Source organism: Streptomyces sp. NPDC127177, from assembly GCF_042672475.1.
In the GTDB taxonomy this organism is placed as follows: Bacteria; Actinomycetota; Actinomycetes; order Streptomycetales; family Streptomycetaceae; genus Streptomyces.
On record NZ_JBHXUW010000041.1, the window covers coordinates 21,829 to 42,529 of the forward strand.

Consider the following 20,701-nt stretch of genomic DNA (forward strand, 5'->3'; position numbering starts at 1 on the left):
CGGACACGCCGTACGCCGGCAGCCCCCGTACGCGCCCCGTGACAGGCGTCCGCACGCACGCCGGAGGGCGGCCACCCCGCGTACGGGATGACCGCCCTCCGGTCGGATCAGGCGACTCGCCTACTGGTTGTACGGACCGTAGTCGTAGTCCTCCAGCGGAACGGCCTGGCCGGAGCCCGTGCCGAACGGCGAGTAGTCGATGTCGTCGTAACCGACGGCCGAGTACATCGCGGCCTTGGCCTCCTCGGTCGGCTCGACCCGGATGTTGCGGTAGCGGGACAGACCCGTACCGGCCGGGATGAGCTTACCGATGATGACGTTCTCCTTGAGGCCGATCAGGGAGTCGGACTTGGCGTTGATCGCCGCGTCCGTCAGGACCCTGGTCGTCTCCTGGAAGGAAGCCGCGGACAGCCACGACTCCGTCGCCAGCGAGGCCTTGGTGATACCCATCAGCTGCGGACGGCCGGAGGCGGGGTGACCGCTCTCCTGGACCACACGACGGTTCTCGGTCTCGAACTTCGAACGCTCGACGAGCTCGCCCGGCAGCAGTTCCGCGTCGCCGGACTCGATGATCGTCACACGGCGGAGCATCTGCCGGATGATGATCTCGATGTGCTTGTCGTGGATCGACACACCCTGCGAGTTGTAGACCTTCTGGACCTCGCCGACCAGGTGGACCTGGACCGCGCGCTGACCGAGGATCCGCAGCACGTCGTGCGGGTTGGTGGCACCCACGGTGAGCTTCTGGCCCACCTGGACGTGGTCGCCCTCGCCGACCAGCAGACGGGCGCGCTTGGAGATCGGGAAGGGGATCTCGTCGCTCCCGTCGTCCGGCGTGACGACGAGCTTCTTGGTCTTCTCGGTCTCCTCGATCCGGACCCGGCCGGCGGACTCCGAGATCGGGGCGACACCCTTGGGCGTACGGGCTTCGAAGAGCTCGACGACTCGGGGCAGACCCTGGGTGATGTCGTCACCGGCCACACCACCGGTGTGGAAGGTACGCATCGTCAGCTGGGTGCCGGGCTCACCGATGGACTGGGCGGCGATGATGCCGACCGCCTCACCGATGTCGACCAGCTTGCCGGTGGCGAGCGAGCGTCCGTAGCAGAAGGCACAGGTGCCGACCGCGGACTCACAGGTCAGGACCGAGCGGGTCTTGACCTCCTCGACGCCGGCGCCCACCAGGGCGTCGATCAGGACGTCACCGAGGTCGACGTTGGCAGGCGCGATGACCTTGCCGTCGACGACGACGTCCTCGGCGAGCATGCGGGCGTAGACCGAGGTCTCGACGTCCTCCGTCTTGCGGAGCACGCCGTCGGCGCCCTTGACGGCGATCTTCAGCTTGAGGCCACGGTCGGTGCCGCAGTCCTCCTCGCGAATGATCACGTCCTGCGAGACGTCCACCAGACGACGGGTCAGGTAACCCGAGTCGGCGGTACGCAGGGCGGTGTCCGCCAGACCCTTACGGGCACCGTGCGTGGAGATGAAGTACTCCAGAACGGTGAGGCCCTCACGGAAGGACGCCTTGATGGGACGAGGGATCGTCTCGTTCTTGGCGTTGGACACCAGACCACGCATACCGGCGATCTGACGCATCTGCATCATGTTTCCTCGGGCACCCGAGTCAACCATCATGAAGATGGGGTTCGTCTTGGGGAAGTTCGCGTTCATCGCCTCGGCAACCTCGTTGGTCGCCTTGGTCCAGATCGCGATGAGCTCCTGCGTGCGCTCGTCCTTGGTGATCAGACCGCGCTCGTACTGCTTCTGGACCTTCTCGTCCTGGTCCTCGTAGCCCTTGACGATGGCCTTCTTGGCCTCGGGCACGACGATGTCCGCGACGGACACGGTGACGCCGGAACGGGTGGCCCAGTGGAAGCCCGCCGCCTTCAGGTTGTCGAGCGTCGCCGCCACGATGACCTTGGGGTAGCGCTCGGCGAGGTCGTTGACGATCTCGGAGAGCTGCTTCTTGCCGACCGAGTAGTCGACGAACGGGTAGTCCTCGGGCAGCAGCTCGTTGAAGAGCGCGCGGCCCAGGCTCGTCCGCAGCCGGAAGGTGTCACCCGGCTGGTACTCGGGCTCGCCCTCCTCGGCGACCGGCGGCACCCAGCCACGCGGCGGGATGGTGCCCACCGGGAAGCGGATGTCGACGGACGACTGGAGCGCCAGCTCACCGGCGTCGAACGCCATGATCGCCTCGGCCGTGGAGCCGAACGCACGGCCCTCGCCCTTGGTGTCACGGAGTTCACCGTCGGTGGTCAGGAAGAACAGACCCAGCACCATGTCCTGGGTCGGCATCGTGACCGGACGGCCGTCGGCCGGCTTCAGGATGTTGTTCGAGGACAGCATCAGGATGCGGGCCTCGGCCTGCGCCTCCGCGGAGAGCGGCAGGTGCACGGCCATCTGGTCACCGTCGAAGTCCGCGTTGAACGCGGTGCAGACGAGCGGGTGGATCTGGATGGCCTTGCCCTCGACCAGCTGCGGCTCGAATGCCTGGATGCCGAGGCGGTGCAGGGTCGGTGCACGGTTCAGCAGCACCGGGTGCTCGGCGATGACCTCTTCGAGGACGTCGTACACCACGGTGCGGCCGCGCTCGACCATGCGCTTGGCCGACTTGATGTTCTGCGCGTGGTTCAGGTCCACCAGGCGCTTCATCACGAACGGCTTGAAGAGCTCCAGCGCCATCGCCTTCGGCAGACCGCACTGGTGCAGCTTGAGCTGCGGACCGACGACGATCACGGAACGCGCGGAGTAGTCCACACGCTTGCCGAGGAGGTTCTGACGGAATCGGCCCTGCTTGCCCTTCAGCATGTCGCTGAGGGACTTGAGCGGGCGGTTACCGGGACCGGTGACCGGGCGACCGCGGCGGCCGTTGTCGAACAGCGCGTCGACGGCCTCCTGCAGCATCCGCTTCTCGTTGTTCACGATGATCTCGGGGGCACCGAGGTCAAGGAGACGCTTGAGGCGGTTGTTGCGGTTGATCACGCGGCGGTACAGGTCGTTCAGGTCGGAGGTCGCGAAGCGGCCACCGTCCAGCTGCACCATCGGACGCAGGTCCGGCGGGATGACCGGCACGCAGTCGAGCACCATGCCCTTGGGCTTGTTGCTGGTCTGCAGGAACGCGGAGACGACCTTGAGGCGCTTGAGCGCACGGGTCTTCTTCTGGCCCTTGCCGGTGCGGATGATCTCGCGGAGGCGCTCGGCCTCCTCGTCGAGGTCGAAGGACTCCAGGCGCTTCTGCAGAGCGGCAGCGCCCATGCAGCCGTCGAAGTACGTGCCGAAGCGGTCACGCAGCTCGCGGTAGAGCAGCTCGTCGCCCTCGAGGTCCTGGACCTTGAGGTTCTTGAAGCGGCTCCACACCTCGTCGAGGCGGTCGATCTCGCGCTGCGCACGGTCGCGCAGCTGCTTCATCTCACGCTCGGCACCTTCGCGCACCTTGCGGCGCACGTCGGCCTTGGCGCCCTCGGCCTCGAGCTCGCCGAGGTCGGTCTCGAGCTTCTTGGCGCGGTTCTCGAGGTCCGAGTCGCGACGGTTCTCGACCTGCTGACGCTCGACGGAGACGTGCGCCTCCAGTGACGGGAGGTCGCGGGTACGGCGCTCCTCGTCGACGAACGTGATCATGTACGCGGCGAAGTAGATGACCTTCTCGAGGTCCTTCGGCGCGAGGTCCAGCAGGTAGCCCAGTCGCGACGGGACGCCCTTGAAGTACCAGATGTGGGTGACGGGAGCGGCAAGCTCGATGTGGCCCATGCGCTCACGGCGCACCTTGGCACGAGTTACCTCGACGCCACAGCGCTCACAGATGATGCCCTTGAAGCGGACACGCTTGTACTTGCCGCAGTAGCACTCCCAGTCCCGGGTCGGACCGAAGATCTTCTCGCAGAAGAGTCCGTCCTTTTCGGGCTTGAGCGTGCGGTAGTTGATGGTCTCCGGCTTCTTCACTTCGCCGTGGGACCAGGTCCGGATGTCGTCCGCGGTGGCAAGGCCGATCCGCAGCTCGTCGAAGAAGTTGACGTCGAGCACTTGTCGTCAATCCCTCTTTCGGGGGTTCGAGCCCCCTCGCGTCAAGCGAGAAATCGGGGCACTTCAGCAATGGTCTGAACGGGTCCGGGGAGAGCCGGCCGGATCACTGGGATCCGGCCGGCCAACCCGTCAGACCTCTTCGACGCTGCTCGGCTCTCGCCGGGACAGGTCGATACCGAGCTCCTCCGCCGCACGGAAGACGTCCTCGTCCGTGTCGCGCATCTCGATGGACATGCCGTCCGAGGACAGCACCTCCACGTTGAGGCAGAGCGACTGCATTTCCTTGATGAGCACCTTGAAGGACTCGGGAATGCCGGGCTCGGGGATGTTCTCGCCCTTGACGATGGCCTCGTAGACCTTCACGCGGCCGGTCACGTCGTCGGACTTGATCGTCAGCAGCTCCTGGAGGGCGTATGCGGCGCCATAAGCTTCAAGGGCCCACACCTCCATTTCACCGAAGCGCTGTCCACCGAACTGAGCCTTACCACCCAGCGGCTGCTGGGTGATCATGGAGTACGGGCCCGTCGAACGAGCGTGGAGCTTGTCGTCGACGAGGTGGTGGAGCTTGAGGATGTACATGAAGCCGACCGAGACCGGCTCGGGGAACGGCTCACCGGAGCGGCCGTCGAACAGGTTGGCCTTGCCCGAGGGCTGGACCAGCCGGTCGCCGTCGCGGTTCGGGATCGTGGCCTGGAAGAGGCCGGTGATCTCGTCCTCACGCGCACCGTCGAAGACCGGGGTCGCGACGTTGGTGCCGGCGGCGACCTGGTCGGCACCGATGGACTGCAGGCGCTTGGCCCACTCGTCACCGAGGCCGGAGACGTCCCAGCCGCGGCTGGCGAGCCAGCCGAGGTGGATCTCCAGGACCTGTCCCGGGTTCATTCGGGACGGGACACCCAGCGGGTTGAGGATGATGTCGACCGGGGTGCCGTCCTCCAGGAACGGCATGTCCTCGATCGGCAGGATCTTCGAGATGACGCCCTTGTTGCCGTGACGGCCGGCGAGCTTGTCACCATCGGTGATCTTGCGCTTCTGCGCGACGTAGACGCGGACCAGCTGGTTCACGCCCGGCGGCAGCTCGTCGCCCTCTTCGCGGTCGAAGACGCGGACGCCGATGACCTTGCCGATCTCACCGTGCGGCACCTTCAGCGAGGTGTCGCGCACTTCGCGCGCCTTCTCACCGAAGATCGCGCGGAGCAGACGCTCCTCGGGGGTCAGCTCGGTCTCACCCTTGGGCGTGACCTTGCCGACGAGGATGTCACCGGCGACGACCTCGGCACCGATCCGGATGATGCCGCGCTCGTCGAGGTCGGCGAGGACCTCTTCGGAGACGTTCGGGATGTCCCGGGTGATCTCCTCCGGGCCGAGCTTGGTGTCACGGGCGTCGACCTCGTGCTCCTCGATGTGGATCGAGGAGAGGACGTCGTCCTGCACGAGGCGCTGCGACAGGATGATCGCGTCCTCGTAGTTGTGACCCTCCCACGGCATGAACGCCACGAGCAGGTTCTTGCCCAGGGCCATCTCACCGTTCTCGGTGGCCGGGCCGTCGGCGAGCACCTGGCCCTCGATGACCCGGTCGCCCTCGGCGACGACGACCTTCTGGTTGACCGAGGTGCCCTGGTTGGAGCGCATGAACTTCGCGATCCGGTACGTGGTGTACGTGCCGTCGTCGTTGGTCACGGTGATGTAGTCCGCGGAGACCTCCTGGACCACACCGTCCTTCTCGGCCTTCAGAACGTCACCGGCGTCGGTGGCGCAGCGGTACTCCATGCCGGTGCCGACCAGCGGCGCCTCGGACTTGATGAGCGGCACCGCCTGACGCATCATGTTCGCGCCCATGAGGGCACGGTTGGCGTCGTCGTGCTCCAGGAACGGGATCATCGCGGTGGCGACGGACACCATCTGGCGCGGCGAGACGTCCATGTAGTCGACTTCGGTGCCGGGCACGTAGTCGACCTCTCCGCCACGACGGCGGACCAGGACGCGGGGCTCGGTGAAGCGCAGCTCGTCGGAGAGCGTCGCGTTCGCCTGGGCGATGACGTAACGGTCTTCCTCGTCGGCCGTGATGTAGTCGACCTCGTCGGTGACCTGGCCGTCGACGACCTTGCGGTACGGCGTCTCGATGAAACCGAACGCGTTGACGCGTCCGTACGAGGCGAGCGAACCGATCAGACCGATGTTCGGGCCTTCAGGGGTCTCGATCGGGCACATGCGTCCGTAGTGGGACGGGTGCACGTCACGGACCTCGAAGCCGGCCCGCTCACGGGAGAGACCACCCGGGCCAAGAGCCGACAGGCGGCGCTTGTGGGTGAGACCCGACAGCGGGTTGTTCTGGTCCATGAACTGCGACAGCTGGCTGGTGCCGAAGAACTCCTTGATGGAGGCGACGACCGGCCGGATGTTGATCAGGGTCTGCGGCGTGATCGCCTCGACGTCCTGGGTCGTCATGCGCTCACGCACGACGCGCTCCATCCGCGCCAGGCCCGTACGGACCTGGTTCTGGATGAGCTCGCCGACGTTGCGCAGACGGCGGTTGCCGAAGTGGTCGATGTCGTCGGTCTCGACGACGATCGAACGGCCGGACTCGCCCACCGTCTCGGTCTCGCCGGCGTGCAGCTTCACGAGGTACTTGATGGTCGCGATGATGTCGTCGCTGGTGAGGACACCGGCGTCGAGCGGCTCATCCGCGCCGAGCTTCTTGTTCACCTTGTAGCGGCCGACCTTCGCGAGGTCGTAGCGCTTCGGGTTGAAGTAGAGGTTCTCGAGCAGCGTCTGAGCAGCTTCGCGGGTGGGCGGCTCGCCCGGACGCAGCTTGCGGTAGATGTCGAGCAGTGCGTCGTCCTGGCCCTGGGTGTGGTCCTTCTCCAGGGTGGCGCGCATCGACTCGTACTCGCCGAACTCCTCGAGGATCTGCTCGGTGGTCCAGCCGAGAGCCTTCAGGAGGACGGTGACGGACTGCTTGCGCTTGCGGTCGATGCGGACACCGACCATGTCGCGCTTGTCGATCTCCATCTCCAGCCAGGCACCCCGGGAAGGGATGATCTTGGCGGAGAAGATGTCCTTGTCGGACGTCTTGTCGATCGACGAGTCGAAGTAGACACCCGGCGAGCGGACCAGCTGCGACACGACGACACGCTCGGTGCCGTTGATGACGAAGGTGCCCTTGTTGGTCATGAGCGGGAAATCGCCCATGAAGACCGTCTGGGACTTGATCTCGCCGGTCTCGTTGTTGGTGAACTCGGCCGTGACGAAGAGCGGGGCCGCGAACGTGAAGTCGCGCTCCTTGCACTCGTCGATCGAGTTCTTGGGGGGCTCGAAGCGGTGGTCGCGGAACGTAAGCGACATCGACCCGGAGAAGTCCTCGATCGGTGAGATCTCCTCGAAGATCTCCTCCAGGCCGGACTTGGTGGGGACGTCTTGTCCACTGTCCAGAGCAGCCTCGACGCGAGCCTTCCAGGCGGCGTTGCCGAGGAGCCAGTCAAAGCTCTCGGTCTGCAGCGCGAGGAGGTTCGGAACCTCGAGGGGCTCCTTGATCTTTGCAAAAGAGATGCGCAGCGGGGCGGTGCTGGCGCCGTTGTTCGTATTCGCGGTCGAGGCGTTGCGCGAGGCGGCCAAGAGGGGGTCCTTCCGAGGGCTCGGACTCACTACGCGCGTACCGGTCCCAAACTGGACACATGGATAGATGTCCCTCTTCAGGGATGCTCAGTCCACGGTGCACAAGATGGGTATGCCCCTGGTGACGGGCAGGAGGCAGCTAACAGGCAGCGCAAAGGGTCAGTGTAGCCAAGCGGCACACTGATGTCCAGTCGGGGTTCTCAGAGACCCACGTTGCTCTCAACAGCTGTTCTCAACACCTATGTCTAGCCCTGCATGAGCTGCGCTCTTCTTTACTGCCCTCTTCGCCCTCGATCCATGCCTCGGATCCGGATCGATATGGCGACGCGCCTTGAGAATTGCGCGCCTCGTGCGGTTCGTCAAGGCCCCCCAGCCCCTACAGGGCCCAGAGACCCGCCCACGCCGGCCCCTAGGCACCGCCCGCGCTCCCTCGGAGAGGCGCACGGCGAAGATCACCATACTCGTCAGCACAGGAAGAGCAAGGCACCCCCACGGGTACGCCGAAAGGCGACCACCCGTACGGGTGATCGCCTTTCGCGGTGTGACGTCCGTGCCTCGCGGCACGGGTGTCCAGACGAGTCAGATGACTCGCAAGGTCACTTGACCTCGACGGAGGCGCCGGCGCCCTTGAGGGACTCGGCGGCCTTCTCGGCGGCGTCCTTGGCGACCTTCTCGAGGACGGGCTTCGGGGCGCCGTCGACGAGGTCCTTGGCCTCCTTGAGACCCAGCGAGGTCAGCTCACGCACGACCTTGATGACCTGGATCTTCTTCTCGCCGGCACCCGTGAGGATGACGTCGAACTCGTCCTGCTCGGCCTCGGCCTCGGCGGCCGGGCCACCCTGGGCGGGACCGGCGACGGCGACCGCGGCGGCGGCGGTGACGTCGAACTTGGCCTCAAACGCCTTAACGAACTCGGAGAGCTCGATGAGGGTGAGCTCCTCGAACTGGGCGAGCAGGTCTTCCTGGCTGAGCTTCGCCATGATGGCGTCCTTCCACTAATTCGGCAGGTGCCGGATGTATATGTCGGCGGGCGTACGGGAGCCCGCTGGACCGCTGAGCGAAATTACTCGGCAGCCTCGGCGGGAGCCGGCGTACCGGCACCGCCCTGCTCGGCCTTCTTGGCGCGAAGCGCTTCCGCGGTGCGGACGAACTTCGACGGCAGAGCCTGGAAGAGCTGCGCAGCCTGAGTCTGCTTGCCCTTCATGGCGCCGGCCAGCTTGGCGAGCAGAACCTCGCGGGACTCGAGGTCCGCGAGCTTCTTGATCTCATCGGCGGACAGCGCCTTGCCGTCAAGGACACCGCCCTTGATGACGAGGTTGGGGTTGTCCTTGGCGAAGTCACGAAGACCCTTCGCCGACTCCACCGGGTCACCGGTGACGAAGGCAACCGCCGTCGGACCTGCGAACAGGTCGTCCAGCGTGTCGATCCCGGCCTCGTTGGCCGCAATCTTGGTCAGCGTGTTCTTCACCACGGCGTACTGGGCGTTCTCACCGAGCGAACGGCGCAGCTCCTTGAGCTGTGCCACGGTGAGACCCCGGTACTCGGTCAGCACAGCGGCGTTCGAGCTGCGGAACTGGTCCGCGAGCTCGGCTACCGCGGCAGCCTTGTCGGGCCTTGCCATGAGCGTCGGCCTCCTTCCGGGTGATGAGGACCGCTCAGAAGGGGCCGTGAAAGACGAAACGCCCCGGCACAGGTGCCAGGGCGTAGCTCAACCGCACGAAGTCCGGGAGCTTTCCACAGTCACCTGCGCAGGTCGTCCGTGTTCAACGGATCCTTCGGTTGCTGTTCTTCCTTGCGGAAGTGCAGCAACGACCAGCGGTCTTTGGCTTCTGCAGAAGAGTACGCGACCGGGGACGCGCCGAGCAAATCCGTCCCTCTCCGTTCGCCGCGGGAGGTTTAGGACGCGCCCGAGGCAGCGCCCTGCTGCTGCTCCAGCAGGTCCTTGAAATCGATGGTCTCGCCGGCCGGCGGCCGCTCGGCCGAGACCTTGGTCCCGTAGTCGCTGTAGAACACCGTCGAGTTGAGCTCACCGGTCTTCATCGAGCCGCGCTCGGTCTTCTTCACCAGCAGGTCGTTCCCGTCGACCCAGAGGTCGACCTTCTCCGTGGTGATCCCGGCGTCGTTGAGCTGCTTCTTGAGTTCGCTGAGCTGCTCGGCGTCGAGCTTGGAGTTCTTGGCGGTCAGCTCGGCGACGTCGACCGTGCCGGAGTAGTGCGTGGTGGTGACACCCCGGACCTGCTCCTTGCCGACCTTCTTCACGTCCCCGGAGGCGAGCAGAGGCCTCACGCCCTGGTCGGGGCTGGTGTTCTGCATCTGGTCCTGCATGGCCGCACCCGAGGGTCCGCCGACCGCGGCGAGGTCGTCGTAGGAGTAGCTGATCCAGCGCTTGCCACCGGTCTGCCCGGCCAGGGCCGCACCCATGTCCGCCGCGTAGCCGTCCTTGAAGTAGCGGGCCTGCATCGTGCCGTTGCCGCCGAGCTTCTTCAGGGAGTCGGCCATGTCGCCGCCGGTGTACGTGATCGTCATGGCGCCCGTGATGCCGTCGGACCAGTCCAGGGACCCCGACTGCTTCAGGGACATCGTGGAGCCCATGGTGGTGGTGCCCTCGACCTTGGCGGAGCTGGCGGCGCCGGTCTTCTTCTGCACGGTGAGCAGAGCGGAGATGGAGTCGGCGTTCACCACCGGACCCGCGTGACTCCCGCTCCCGCCGCTGTCCGCCTTGTCGGACCCGCCGCAGGCCGCAACCGACGTCAGCGCCGCCGCCACTGCCACAGACAGGCCCACACGTCGCACAGTGCTGGTCCTCATATCCGCTCCCACCCCTTGTTCGACTCTCGGTGAACCAAAGCTAACGCACGGCTCCGACAGTCACCGGTACGTATGTACGAGGACGGGCCCCGCACCTCGAAAGGTTGCGGGGCCCGTCAATGTCACACGTGACGCGGCGTACGTACGAGCGCGAGGGCTCAGACGGAGGCCGGGTCCTCCTCGACGAGGAGGTTACGGGTGCGGTTGGCGTCCAGCGGGATGCCGGGGCCCATCGTGGTGGCCAGCGTGGCCTTCTTGATGTAGCGGCCCTTGGCGGCGGACGGCTTCAGACGGAGGATCTCGTCCAGCGCCGCTGCGTAGTTCTCCACCAGCTTGGTCTCGTCGAACGAGCTCTTGCCGATGATGAAGTGCAGGTTCGAGTGCTTGTCGACGCGGAACTCGATCTTGCCGCCCTTGATGTCGTTGACAGCCTTCACGACATCGGGGGTGACGGTGCCGGTCTTCGGGTTCGGCATCAGACCACGCGGGCCGAGCACGCGGCCGAGGCGGCCGACCTTGCCCATGAGGTCCGGGGTCGCGACGACGGCGTCGAAGTCCAGACGACCCTTCGCCACCTCGTCGATGAGCTCGTCGGCGCCGACGATGTCGGCGCCCGCGGCTTCCGCGGCCGCAGCACGGTCACCGGTCGCGAAGACCAGGACCCGGGCGGTCTTGCCGGTGCCGTGCGGGAGGTTCACGGTGCCACGGACCATCTGGTCGGCCTTGCGAGGGTCAACACCCAGAGCAAACGCGACCTCGACGGTGCTGTCGAACTTCGTGGAGGAGGTCTCCTTGGCGAGACGGACGGCCTCGAGGGGGGCGTAGTTGTGCCCCGCGTCGATCTTGGCGTCCGCAGCGCGGAGGTTCTTGCTGCGCTTCACTTCTACTCCTGTGGTTTCAGAGTGTGGAGTCGTGGTGCGGACCAGCGCTTGGTCCTACCACTGAGGGGTGGGGCTGAATCAGCCTTCGACCGTGATGCCCATGGAACGGGCGGTGCCGGCGATGATCTTCGACGCGGCGTCGAGGTCATTGGCGTTCAGGTCGGGGAGCTTCGCCGTGGCGATCTCACGGACCTGGGCAGCCGTCAGCTTGGCGACCTTGGTCTTGTGCGGCTCGCCTGAGCCCTTGTCCACACCCGCGGCCTTGAGGATCAGCTTGGCGGCCGGCGGAGTCTTGGTGATGAAGGTGAAGGAGCGGTCCTCGTAGACCGTGATCTCCACCGGCACGACCATGCCACGCTGCGACTCGGTCGCGGCGTTGTAGGCCTTGCAGAACTCCATGATGTTGACGCCGTGCTGACCCAGTGCGGGGCCGACCGGCGGGGCCGGGTTGGCCGCACCGGCGTTGATCTGGAGCTTGATAAGCCCCGTGACCTTCTTCTTCTTGGGAGGCATGTGCTCTCTCCGGGTCCTAGTGAGAGTTTTCGCCGTCATCCGGTCATCCGGATGCAGGCATACCGCACAACGATAACGGGTATAGCTGCGCGACCAAAAACCAAGCAGGTCAGACAGGCTTTGACAGCCGGTCTGACCTGCTTGGTAGGCATGTGTCCAGAAGCTGGCGGAGCCCGCTCGGGGCAGTCGCTAGTTCTTCTGGATCTGGTCGAAGCTGAGCTCGACCGGCGTCTCGCGGCCGAAGATCTCGACGAGACCCTTGACCTTCTTCGAGTCGGCGTTGATCTCGTTGATCGTCGCCTGCAGGGTCGCGAACGGGCCGTCGGTGACCGTGACGGAGTCGCCCACCTCGAAGTCCAGCACCTGGACCTCGACCTTGCGGGACGGAGCCGGCTTGCCCTCGGCCTCGGCGGCCTCACGGGCCGCCTTCTCCTCGGCCTCCGGCGCCAGCATCTTGACGATCTCGTCCAGCGTCAGCGGGTACGGGTCGTAGGCGTTGCCCACGAAGCCGGTGACACCGGGAGTGTTGCGCACGACGCCCCAGGACTCGTTCGTCAGGTCCATGCGCACCAGGACGTAACCCGGGAGCTTGTTCTGACGGACGTTCTTGCGCTCGCCGTTCTTGATCTGGACGATTTCCTCCTCAGGCACCTCGGCCTGATAGATGAACTCCTCCACGTTCAGCGAGACGGCACGCTGCTCCAGGTTGGCCTTCACGCGCTTCTCGTAACCGGCGTACGTGTGGATGACGTACCACTCGCCCGGCAGGCCGCGCAGTTCCTCGCGCAGGGCCGTGACGGTGTCGACGGGCTCGGCCGGCTCGGCCTCTTCCTCGTCGGCCTCGTCCGCGGCTTCCTCCGCCTCCTCGGCGGACGCGTCCGCCTCGGCGCTCTCGTCGTCAGCGCTCTCGGCCTCGGCGTCGGCCGCTGCGGCCTCGTCGTTGGACTCGGTGTGCACGGCGGCCTGCTCGGCGGGCTCGCCCGCGGCGTCGTCGGCAGCTTCAGCCTGGTCCGGCTCCACAGCGTCCGCCGCCTCGACGATGTCGAGCTCGTCCTCGGCGGACTCGAAGGCGCCCGCCGTCGGCTCGACGGCGTCGTTCAGGTTCGGGTCAGACACGGTGGCTGCTTCTTCCTGGATACAAATGGGTGGAACATGCGAAAGGGGCGCCCATGAGGCGCCCTCCGCGGGATCAGCCGAAGACGTACTTGATGACCCGCTGGAATCCGAAGTCAATCACGGTCACGAGACCAATCATGACGACCACGAAGACGATCACCACTGAGGTGTACGTCGTCAGCTGGTTGCGGGTCGGCCAGACAACCTTGCGGAGCTCGGCCACGATCTGGCGGTAGAAGAGCGCGAGACGGCCCAGAGGGCCCTTCTTGCCGCGCTTTCCGCCCTTCCGGGTCTTCTTCTTCGACTCGGGGACTTCATCCTCGGCATCAGGCATGTCGATGGAGCCCACGGCGTCCGTCACGCTTCTCACCTGATTCCGGGTCATGGCCGTGCCGCGCCCGGTGGAGCCGCACGGCGATGCATTGAAGTACGTACATGCGCACACATCCTGGCGAAGGAGTGTGTAGCAGGGCCGGAGGGACTTGAACCCCCAACCGCTGGTTTTGGAGACCAGTGCTCTACCAATTGAGCTACGACCCTTTGTGGTTTCCACCAACCTACCGCATGCTCCCGAATGCTCCGAGTGCAGGAACGGCGTGACTGGTGAAGGCCAACGACAGGTGAGTGTACGTGTTCAGCGGCCCGGCGTCGAACAGATAGCTCCCGACCGTTCCTGTCCGATGCTGCCCGGTTGCCCGTCCGCATGCTGTCCAAGTGCTGTCCGGTCCCTGAAACCCCTGTGCCGACGCGGAATGCGGTCTGCGAGCATGGGGCGCATGAGCGCTGCTACTTCTCCCTCCGAGCGCCGGGTCTCCGCCCGCGTCGGTGCCATCTCAGAGTCCGCCACCCTCGCCGTCGACGCCAAGGCCAAGGCCCTCAAGGCCGCCGGCCGTCCGGTGATCGGCTTCGGTGCCGGCGAGCCCGACTTCCCGACCCCCGGCTACATCGTCGACGCCGCGGTCGAGGCCTGCCGCAACCCGAAGTACCACCGCTACACCCCGGCCGGCGGGCTCCCCGAGCTCAAGGCCGCCATCGCGGAGAAGACGCTGCGCGACTCCGGCTACGCGGTCGACGCCTCCCAGATCCTGGTGACCAACGGCGGCAAGCAGGCCATCTACGAGGCCTTCGCCGCGATCCTCGACCCGGGCGACGAGGTCATCGTCCCGGCTCCGTACTGGACCACCTACCCCGAGTCGATCCGCCTCGCGGGCGGCGTCCCGGTGGAGGTCGTCGCCGACGAGACCACCGGTTACCGGGTCTCCGTGGAGCAGCTGGAGGCGGCCCGTACCGAGCGTACGAAGGTCGTCCTGTTCGTCTCCCCGTCGAACCCGACCGGTGCGGTCTACAGCGAGGCCGACGCCGAGGCGATCGGCCGCTGGGCCGTGGAGCACGGTCTGTGGGTGCTGACCGACGAGATCTACGAGCACCTGGTCTACGGCGACGCGAAGTTCACCTCGCTCCCGGCGATCGTGCCCGAGCTGCGCGACAAGTGCATCGTGGTCAACGGGGTCGCCAAGACGTACGCGATGACCGGCTGGCGCGTGGGCTGGATCGTCGGCCCCAAGGACGTCGTGAAGGCCGCGACCAACCTGCAGTCGCACGCCACGTCCAACGTCTCCAACGTGGCCCAGGTCGCCGCCCTGGCCGCCGTCTCCGGGAACCTGGACGCGGTCGCCGAGATGCGCAGTGCCTTCGACCGGCGCCGGCAGACCATCGTGCGGATGCTCAACGAGATCGACGGCGTGCTGTGCCCGGAGCCCGAGGGCGCGTTCTACGCGTACCCCTCGGTGAAGGAGCTGCTCGGCAAGGAGATCCGCGGCAGGCGCCCGGCCACCTCGGTCGAGCTGGCGGCGCTGATCCTGGACGAGGCCGAGGTCGCGGTCGTACCGGGCGAGGCCTTCGGTACCCCGGGCTACCTGCGCCTCTCCTACGCGCTGGGTGACGAGGACCTCGTCGAGGGTGTTTCGCGGCTCCAGAAGCTGCTGGGCGAGGCCAAGGCCTGAGCACGTTCCGGATCCTGTGGGCGACCCCCGGCCTCGGCCGGGGGTCGCTTTCGTGTTCGGGAGGCAACTCGATGGGGAAAGCGGGTACCGCGACCCCCGGTCCGTGCGGCAGGATCTTGGAATGGAGCGTGACGTACGGCTGTTGCCCAAGGCCCACCTGCACTTGCATTTCACCGGGTCGATGCGGCCCACGACGCTGCTCGAACTCGCCGACAAGTACGGCGTGCGGCTGCCGGAGGCACTGACCGGCGGTGAGCCTCCCCGGCTGCGTGCGACGGACGAACGCGGCTGGTTCCGCTTCCAGCGGCTCTACGACATCGCCAGATCCTGTCTGCGGTCGCCCGAGGACATCCAGCGGCTGGTGCGCGAGGCGGCCCAGGAGGACGTCTCGGACGGCTCGGGCTGGCTGGAGATCCAGGTCGATCCCACCTCGTACGCCCCGCTGCTCGGCGGGCTCATCCCGGCGATCGAGATCATCCTGGACGCGGTGGACAGCGCCTCGCGCGAGACCGGACTGCCGATCCGGGTGGTCATCGCGGCGAACCGGATGAAGCACCCGCTGGACGCCAGGACGCTGGCCCGGCTGGCGGTGCGGTACGCGGACCGGGGCGTCGTCGGGTTCGGGCTCTCCAACGACGAGCGGCGCGGCATGGCCCGCGACTTCGACCGGGCCTTCGCCATCGCGAGGGAGGGCGGGCTGCTGGCGGCCCCGCACGGGGGCGAGCTCTCGGGCCCCTCCAGCGTCCGCGACTGCCTGGACGACCTCGACGCCTCCCGGGTCGGGCACGGCGTACGGGCCGCCGAGGACCCGCGGCTGCTGCGCAGGCTGGCGGAGCGCGGCGTGACCTGCGAGGTGTGCCCGGCGTCGAACGTGGCCCTGGGCGTCTACGAGAAGCCGTCCGACGTCCCCCTGCGCACGCTGTTCGACGCCGGTGTGCCGATGGCGCTCGGCGCCGACGACCCGCTGCTCTTCGGCTCCCGGCTGGCCGCGCAGTACGACCTCGTGCGCCGCCACCACGCGTTCACGGACGAGGAGCTGGCGGAGCTGGCGCGTCAGTCGGTACGGGGCTCGGCGGCGCCGGACACGCTACGGGCCGAGCTGCTGGCGGGCGTGGACGACTGGCTGGCGAAGCCGGTGGTCTGACACCTGCCGTCGCGGCCTACGCCGTGAGTCCGCCCAGCAGCGTCCGGGCGATCGACGCGGCGAAGGCGTCGAGCGACTGCGGCGGCCCACCGGTCTCCGTGGCGTCGTAGGCGAACGCCCGCTGGGCGCAGGCCCCCATGAGCAGGGATGCTGCCGCGTACGTGTCGGCGTCGGCCCGCACGCGGCCCGCGGACTGTTCGGCGCGCAGGTAGGCGTCCACTCCGCGGATCGGCACGTGGGGGCCGGTGCGCAGCTCCCGCATCGCCGCGTTGTGCCGTTCCTTGAGCCTCGGCTCGGCGTACAGGGACGCCGCGATCGGGAAGCTCTGCTCGTAGAAGAGGGCGGCCTCGCGGGCGATCTCGGTGAGGTTCCGCTCGACCGTCCGCTCCCCCTCCCCCGGGTCGGCGATGAGTCGCTTCAGGATTCCGTCCACCCTGGGGAGCCGTTCCTTCAGCACCACCACGAAGAGCTCCTCCTTGCTCGGGAAGTGCTTGTAGAGCGCGGCCTCCGAGCAGCCGGCGGCCTTGGCGATCTCCTTGGTGGTGGCGCGGGCCAGGCCGATGGTGAGCATCAGCCGGTGGGCGGCGTCGATGATGCGGGCGCGGGTCGGCTTCTGCTCCATGTGCACTCCAACGAAGCTTGACGGAAGGGTGAGTACTCACTCACCCTAGAGGTGAGTGAATACTTACCCACCTTGGGAGGGTGTGCCATGAGGCTCACAGTGTTCGGTGCGACAGGCGGTATCGGGCAGGAGATCGTCCGCCAGGCGGTGGCTGCGGGGCACGAGGTGACGGCGGTGGTGCGCGATCCCGCCCGGCTGCCGGTCCCGCTCTCCGACGTGACGGTCCACACGGTGGCCCGGATCGACGATCCGCAGGCGCTGCGCGAGGCGGTGAAGGGGCGCGACGCGGTGCTCTCGGGTCTGGGCTCGCGGGGCCGCAAGGCCGACGGGATCGCCGAGCGGCTGACCCGCGCCGTCCTGGCCGCGATGGAGACGGAGGGGACGCGGCGGCTGCTCGTGGTGAGCGCGGCCCCTGTCGCGCCGAAGCCCGCGGACGACCCGCTGCTCGACCGGATGATGCTCGGGGCGATCGGCGCGATCCTCAAGGAGGTCTACGCGGACCTCACCGCGATGGAGGCCGCGCTCGCCGCCTCCGCGACGGACTGGACGTCCGTACGGCCTCCGAAGCTCACCAACGGCCCCCTGACGGGCACGTACCGGACCGTGCACGGCAGCAACCCGCGCAGCGGCCGGTCCATCTCCCGAGCCGATGTGGCGCACGCGATGCTGGCGCTGATCGACGACCCGGCGGCGGTGAAGCAGGGCGTGGGCGTGGCGTACTGAGCGGCGCGCCCGCGCGGCGCCTCGCTACAGCGTCACGCCCACGGTCACCGGTTCGTTGACGAGCGTGACGCCGAAGGCCTCGTGGACCCCGGCGACGACCTCGCGAGCCAGGGCCAGCAGGTCCTCGGTGCTCGCGGCGCCCCGGTTGGTGAGGGCGAGCGTGTGCTTGGTGGAGATGCGGGCCGGGCCTGTGCCGTATCCCTTGGTGAAGCCGGCCCGGTCGATGAGCCAGGCCGCCGACGTCTTGGTGTGTCCCCCGCCCGCGGGGAAGGCGGGGGGCGCCACCTCCGGTCCGAGCCGGTCCGCGACCCGGGCGAGGAACGCGTCGAACTGCTCCTGGTCCAGGACCGGGTTGGTGAAGAACGAGCCGGCCGACCAGGTGTCGTGGTCCTCGGGGTCGAGCACCATGCCCTTGCCGGCCCGGAGCCGGAGCACGGTCTCGCGGGCGTCGGCGGCGGGCACGCGCTCGCCCTCGGCGACGCCCATGGCACGCGCCGTTTCGGGGTACTTGAGGGGCGCGGACAGCCCGCCCGCGTCCTCCAGGCCGAAGCGGACACGCAGCACCACGAAACGGTCGGGTTCGGCCTTGAAGCGGCTGTGCCGGTACGAGAAGTCGCACTCGGCGTTCGGAATGGTCACCGTCTCGCGGCTGTGCCGGTCGTAGGCGACGACCTCGGTGATGGTGGACGACACCTCCTGCCCGTACGCGCCGACGTTCTGGATGGGTGTCGCCCCGGCGGAACCGGGGATGCCGGACAGGCATTCGAGCCCGGCGAGACCGGCCTCCACGCTGCGGGCGACGGCGTCGGTCCAGATCTCGCCTGCGGCCAGTTCGAGCGTCGCGCCGTCCAGCACGAAGCCCTTGGTGGCGATGCGCAGGGCGGTGCCTTCGAAGCCCTTGTCACCGATGACCAGGTTGCTGCCGCCGCCGATGACCAGGAGCGGGGTGCCGCTGTCGTCGGCCGCGCGTACCGCGTCGACCACTTCGGCGTCGGTCGTCGCGGTGAGGAGGCGGGTGGCGGGGCCGCCGAGCCGGAAGGTGGTCAGGGGGGCGAGGGGCGCGTCGTGGAGTTCCTGCACGCGGACAAGACTACGGTCCGTTCCCCCGCCGTCCTGGCGCGGGAGCGGACCGTATCGGCGTGGCACCTGCTCAGGCGGGTACGGGGACCCGCGCCTCGGCCTGCTCGGGCTCCTGCGCCGGGGTGCTGGCACGGCGCGGGATGAGCAGGGCGACGAGCGCGGCGAGCGCCACCACTCCGGCGCCGATCCAGACCGCGGGAACGGTCCCGTCGGTGAAGGACTGCGGGGAGTCGTAACCGCCCTGCGAGGAGAAGACCGTGGCGAGCACGGCGACGCCGAGGGCGCCGCCGACCTCGCGGAGCGCGTTGTTGGCACCGGAGGCGATGCCCTGTTCACCGGGGCGGACGCTGGACATGACCAGGCTGGCGGCGGGTGCGAAGTACAGGGCCATTCCGACGCCGCCGACGATCAGTCCGGGCAGCTGCGAGGCGTAGGAGGCGTCCGGGGCGAGCGCCATGGCGAACAGGCCGAGGCCGACGGCCTGGAGGGCGAGCCCCGTCACGACCACCGGACGGCCGCCGAACCGGTCGGCGAGCACTCCGGCGATGGGGGCCACCAGCATCGGCATCCCGGTCCAGGGCAGCATCCGCAGACCGGCCTCGGTGGGCGAGTAGCCGAGCACGCCCTGGAGGTACTGGCTGAGCAGGAAGATCGAACCGAACATGCCGAGGAACATCAGCAGGCTGGCCATGTTGATCCCGAAGAACGCCCGGTCCTTGAAGAGCCGCATCGGCAGGATGGGGTTCTTGGCGCGGAAGCCGTGGTGGATGAAGGCGCCGAGGAGCGCGGTGCCGGCGATGAGGGCGGTCAGCACGGTGGGGCTGGTCCACCCGTCGGAGTTGGCGTTGACCAGGCCGTAGACGATCCCGAAGAGCCCGCCGCTGACCAGGATGGTGCCGGGGACGTCGAGCCGGGAGTCCGGGGCGTGGGACTCGGCCAGCCGCAGCCGGGCGAGCGGCAGCAGGATCAGCCCGATGGGCACGTTCAGCCAGAAGATCCACTGCCAGGAGAGGTGTTCGGTGAGGCTGCCGCCGATCAGCGGCCCGCTGGCCACCGCGAGTCCGGTCGCGGCACCGAAGATGCCCAGCGCGGCTCCTCTGCGGGCGGGCGGCACGGCTGCCGTGAGCAGGGTGAGCGTCAGGGGCATCATGATCGCCGCGCCCACGCCCTGGACGGCGCGGAAGGCGATGAGTTCGTTGATCCCGGGCGAGAGGGCGGCCGCGGCGGACGCGCCGGTGAAGACGGTGAGCCCGATGCTGAAGAGACGACGCCGGCCGAACCGGTCACCGAGGGAGGCACCGAACATCAGCAGGACGGCGAAGGTGAGGGTGTACGCGTTCACCGTCCATTCGAGCTCCTCCAGCTCCCCGCCGAGGCTCTCGCGGATGGACGGCAGGGCGGTGGTGACGACGAGGTTGTCGAGGGCGGCCATGAAGCCGGCCACGCTGGTGATGACAAGGGCCCAGACCGCTCCCGCGCGGCCCTTCGTGTGCTGGGTCACTGCTCCCCCTGAGGGTTAGTTATTGATGACTAACTTTTCTGGGCAGAAATCCGGGCCGAAGAGGGCCGAACCCGGTCCGCACCGCTCGGACGACCGGCGCGCTTCAGATGATCGGCCGGGCCGATTCGTAGAACCTCGACCAGATCCGGTGATCCGCCGGATAGCCGAGCGACGTCAGGGTGTTGATGAGCATGCCGAACGCGAGAAACGTGGTCGCCTCGTCGGGGTCGGCACCGAGCGTGAGGGAGATGTCGTCGAACATCTGCAGCCAGCCCGCACGGACCGACTCGCCGAATTCATGGTCCCCGGCCGCCTCCGCCGCCGCGACGGCCGCGTACATCTGCATCTGCATCAGCAGCCGGTCGGGGTCATGGACGATCAGCTGCTGATACGCCTCAGCCATCGCATGCAGCGCTTCGTCGCCCTCGAGCCCCTCGGCGGCCTCCGCGAAGACCTTGCGGGTGTCCACCAGGCACCGCTCGGACGCGGCGAGGAACATGGCCTGCTTGTTGGGGAAGAGACGGAAGAGGTACGGCTGCGAGACACCGACACGTCTGGCGATCGACTCGGTCGACGTGGCGTTGTACCCGCCGCGGGCGAACTCGGTGATCGACGCGCGGATGACACTCTCGCGCCGCTCGTCTGCACTCATCCTTACCATGCGGGCTAAGTTAG

The 20,701-nt window shown here is 67.7% G+C and carries 16 protein-coding genes and 1 tRNA gene; 3 read left to right on the forward strand and 14 right to left on the reverse strand.

What is annotated here, in order from left to right; translation table 11 throughout:
- Positions 1 to 120: 120 nt before the first annotated feature.
- From ACFVJX_RS24310 to ACFVJX_RS24355, 10 genes are all read right to left on the reverse strand, one after another.
- Positions 121 to 4,020, reverse strand: coding sequence for a DNA-directed RNA polymerase subunit beta' (locus ACFVJX_RS24310; RefSeq protein WP_384123314.1), 3,900 nt, complete (start codon positions 4,018 to 4,020; stop codon positions 121 to 123).
- A gap of 129 nt (positions 4,021 to 4,149) precedes the next feature.
- Entirely contained in the window at positions 4,150 to 7,635 is a 3,486-nt protein-coding gene (gene rpoB / locus ACFVJX_RS24315) for a DNA-directed RNA polymerase subunit beta (protein WP_384123316.1), read from the reverse strand.
- A 596-nt stretch (positions 7,636 to 8,231) separates the two neighbouring features.
- Entirely contained in the window at positions 8,232 to 8,615 is a 384-nt protein-coding gene (rplL, locus tag ACFVJX_RS24320) for a 50S ribosomal protein L7/L12 (RefSeq protein ID WP_384123318.1), read from the reverse strand.
- Positions 8,616 to 8,698: 83 nt separating this feature from the next.
- Positions 8,699 to 9,256: a 50S ribosomal protein L10 gene (gene rplJ / locus ACFVJX_RS24325; protein WP_384123320.1), complete on the reverse strand. Its 558-nt coding sequence runs from the start codon at positions 9,254 to 9,256 to the stop codon at positions 8,699 to 8,701.
- A gap of 275 nt (positions 9,257 to 9,531) precedes the next feature.
- A complete protein-coding gene (locus ACFVJX_RS24330; protein ID WP_384123322.1) occupies positions 9,532 to 10,443 on the reverse strand; it encodes a hypothetical protein in 912 nt (303 codons plus the stop codon).
- A gap of 158 nt (positions 10,444 to 10,601) precedes the next feature.
- Entirely contained in the window at positions 10,602 to 11,324 is a 723-nt protein-coding gene (gene rplA, locus ACFVJX_RS24335; RefSeq protein WP_384123324.1) for a 50S ribosomal protein L1, read from the reverse strand.
- 78 nt (positions 11,325 to 11,402) lie between these two features.
- Complete coding sequence (gene rplK / locus ACFVJX_RS24340; RefSeq protein ID WP_384123326.1) at positions 11,403 to 11,837, reverse strand: 50S ribosomal protein L11; 435 nt, start codon at positions 11,835 to 11,837, stop codon at positions 11,403 to 11,405.
- A gap of 189 nt (positions 11,838 to 12,026) precedes the next feature.
- Positions 12,027 to 12,953 carry a transcription termination/antitermination protein NusG gene (gene nusG / locus ACFVJX_RS24345; protein ID WP_384123328.1) on the reverse strand — a complete coding sequence of 309 codons (927 nt, stop codon included), beginning with the start codon at positions 12,951 to 12,953 and terminating at the stop codon, positions 12,027 to 12,029.
- Between the two features lie 73 nt (positions 12,954 to 13,026).
- The gene (gene secE, locus ACFVJX_RS24350) at positions 13,027 to 13,314 is read right to left on the reverse strand and encodes a preprotein translocase subunit SecE (RefSeq protein WP_073732696.1); all 288 of its coding nucleotides are present in this window, start codon (positions 13,312 to 13,314) and stop codon (positions 13,027 to 13,029) included.
- 106 nt (positions 13,315 to 13,420) lie between these two features.
- Positions 13,421 to 13,493 (reverse strand) — tRNA-Trp (locus tag ACFVJX_RS24355).
- A gap of 236 nt (positions 13,494 to 13,729) precedes the next feature.
- On the opposite strand from ACFVJX_RS24355, the gene ACFVJX_RS24360 reads away from it, so the two are divergent.
- Positions 13,730 to 14,956 carry a pyridoxal phosphate-dependent aminotransferase gene (locus ACFVJX_RS24360; protein WP_384123330.1) on the forward strand — a complete coding sequence of 409 codons (1,227 nt, stop codon included), beginning with the start codon at positions 13,730 to 13,732 and terminating at the stop codon, positions 14,954 to 14,956.
- 121 nt (positions 14,957 to 15,077) lie between these two features.
- Positions 15,078 to 16,100 (forward strand): adenosine deaminase, encoded by a 1,023-nt coding sequence (locus tag ACFVJX_RS24365; protein WP_384123332.1) that lies wholly within the window; start codon positions 15,078 to 15,080, stop codon positions 16,098 to 16,100.
- Between the two features lie 16 nt (positions 16,101 to 16,116).
- On the opposite strand, the gene ACFVJX_RS24370 is transcribed toward ACFVJX_RS24365, so the two are convergent.
- Positions 16,117 to 16,722, reverse strand: coding sequence for a TetR/AcrR family transcriptional regulator (locus tag ACFVJX_RS24370; RefSeq protein WP_384123334.1), 606 nt, complete (start codon positions 16,720 to 16,722; stop codon positions 16,117 to 16,119).
- 87 nt (positions 16,723 to 16,809) lie between these two features.
- Here ACFVJX_RS24370 and ACFVJX_RS24375 point away from each other — a divergent pair, with 87 nt between their 5' ends.
- Positions 16,810 to 17,445, forward strand: coding sequence for an NAD(P)-dependent oxidoreductase (locus ACFVJX_RS24375; RefSeq protein ID WP_384123336.1), 636 nt, complete (start codon positions 16,810 to 16,812; stop codon positions 17,443 to 17,445).
- 24 nt (positions 17,446 to 17,469) lie between these two features.
- Here the strand turns inward: ACFVJX_RS24375 and ACFVJX_RS24380 are convergent, their stop codons facing one another.
- The 3 genes from ACFVJX_RS24380 to ACFVJX_RS24390 all read right to left on the reverse strand — a co-directional run bounded on the left by ACFVJX_RS24380 (position 17,470) and on the right by ACFVJX_RS24390 (position 20,678).
- On the reverse strand, positions 17,470 to 18,525 hold the full coding sequence (locus ACFVJX_RS24380; protein ID WP_384123338.1) for a UDP-N-acetylmuramate dehydrogenase: 1,056 nt from the start codon (positions 18,523 to 18,525) through the stop codon (positions 17,470 to 17,472).
- 70 nt (positions 18,526 to 18,595) lie between these two features.
- A complete protein-coding gene (locus ACFVJX_RS24385) occupies positions 18,596 to 20,026 on the reverse strand; it encodes an MFS transporter (RefSeq protein ID WP_384123340.1) in 1,431 nt (476 codons plus the stop codon).
- Between the two features lie 103 nt (positions 20,027 to 20,129).
- Positions 20,130 to 20,678, reverse strand: a complete 549-nt coding sequence (locus tag ACFVJX_RS24390; protein ID WP_384123341.1) for a TetR/AcrR family transcriptional regulator — start codon at positions 20,676 to 20,678, stop codon at positions 20,130 to 20,132.
- Positions 20,679 to 20,701: the final 23 nt, after the last annotated feature.

Coding starts and splice junctions, on each gene's coding strand:
- rplK (WP_384123326.1), bottom strand. CDS start 11,837: ATGCCTCCCAAGAAGAAGAAGGTCACGGGGCTTATCAAGCTCCAGATC.
- ACFVJX_RS24370 (WP_384123334.1), bottom strand. CDS start 16,722: ATGGAGCAGAAGCCGACCCGCGCCCGCATCATCGACGCCGCCCACCGG.
- ACFVJX_RS24360 (WP_384123330.1), top strand. CDS start 13,730: ATGAGCGCTGCTACTTCTCCCTCCGAGCGCCGGGTCTCCGCCCGCGTC.
- ACFVJX_RS24390 (WP_384123341.1), bottom strand. CDS start 20,678: ATGAGTGCAGACGAGCGGCGCGAGAGTGTCATCCGCGCGTCGATCACC.
- rplJ (WP_384123320.1), bottom strand. CDS start 9,256: ATGGCAAGGCCCGACAAGGCTGCCGCGGTAGCCGAGCTCGCGGACCAG.
- ACFVJX_RS24375 (WP_384123336.1), top strand. CDS start 16,810: ATGAGGCTCACAGTGTTCGGTGCGACAGGCGGTATCGGGCAGGAGATC.
- ACFVJX_RS24365 (WP_384123332.1), top strand. CDS start 15,078: ATGGAGCGTGACGTACGGCTGTTGCCCAAGGCCCACCTGCACTTGCAT.
- rplL (WP_384123318.1), bottom strand. CDS start 8,615: ATGGCGAAGCTCAGCCAGGAAGACCTGCTCGCCCAGTTCGAGGAGCTC.
- ACFVJX_RS24330 (WP_384123322.1), bottom strand. CDS start 10,443: ATGAGGACCAGCACTGTGCGACGTGTGGGCCTGTCTGTGGCAGTGGCG.